The organism is Actinopolymorpha sp. B9G3 (assembly GCF_040120725.1).
GTDB lineage: Bacteria > Actinomycetota > Actinomycetes > Propionibacteriales > Actinopolymorphaceae > Thermasporomyces.
The window spans coordinates 1-1,042 of sequence record NZ_JBEEAB010000078.1 but is presented as its reverse complement, the minus strand read 5'-3'; the positions used below and the strand labels follow the sequence as shown (position 1 = coordinate 1,042).

Sequence of the window (1,042 nt, the reverse complement as noted above, 5' to 3'; positions counted from 1 at the left end):
CTAGATCGTTGATCGGAAATTTTGATCAGGTCAGCGATCAGTGGTCGTAGGCGATTAGGGAGCGTTTTACGGGTGCGCCGATGATCCAGTTGTGCCAGATGGCGGTGTTGAGCGCGAGTAGGCGTTGGAGGATGCGGGTCCATAGCCCGGCAGGGATGCGTCCGCCGTGGCGTTCCAGGCCGAGCTGGTTCTTCAGTGTCCAGATGATCGCCTCGATCCGCTGGCGCAGCCAGTTCGGGAACGGTCGAGGTGTCTGGTCGTCTGTGCGGGCTGGGCGGATGAGCTGCAGGTCCAGGTCGGTGAAGAACTGTTCGATGCCGGTGCCGGATAGGCCCTTGTCGGTGACCACGGTGGTGCCAGGGGCGGGTCGGTTGGCCGTCTGCTCGGTGAGCATCCGGCGGGTCTGTTCGCGTTCGCCCATCAGTTTGGGGTTAGCCAGGCCGAACCCGGTGACGGTGCCGTCGGCGGTGGTGATGAGCATCAGCTTGGCCCCCCAGTAGTAGCGGCTGTGGGAGGTCTCGTAGCCGTAGCCGGCGTAGCCGAACAGGTCCGAGCGTGTGCTGGTGGTCTTCGACTGGCCGCAGCCAACCGGAGTGCCGTCCATGAGTCGCAGTAGCTCAGCCGATCCAGGGGTGTGCTCGGCCAGCCACCGCAGCGCAGCTTCCATCAGCGGCGCTACCGCTCGCAGCCTGGTGTTGTATTCGCTTTGCGACAACAGCCGAGGAAACAGGTGCCCCACCCGCGCCGGCGCGGCACGCAGCCAATGCCGCTCATCGTTGTAGCGCAGCAATACCTGCGCTACCGCCAAACACACCAGCTCTGCCTCGGTCACCACGACCGGTCGGCCCGGACCCTGGCGATGTGTCGGCCGATGCGCAGGGATGATGCGGTCGGTCAGTTCCACGTAAAGTGCGATCAGAAGGGTGTCCAGGTCGGCGATCACGAAGACCTCCAAGTCGGCGTGTGTAGACACGCCGATCCTGGACACCCTTCGCCCCATCACCCCAGGTCAGACCCAGCGTGTCGCACACATGTCCCGACC

Annotated in this window: 1 protein-coding gene; it reads right to left on the bottom strand. The window is 64.3% G+C overall.

Going from position 1 to position 1,042, the window contains the following annotated elements; translation table 11 throughout:
• Positions 1 to 37 precede the first annotated feature (37 nt).
• Entirely contained in the window at positions 38 to 955 is a 918-nt protein-coding gene (locus ABNF93_RS34650) for an IS982 family transposase (protein ID WP_349332501.1), read from the bottom strand.
• Between the last annotated feature and the right edge of the window lie 87 nt (positions 956 to 1,042).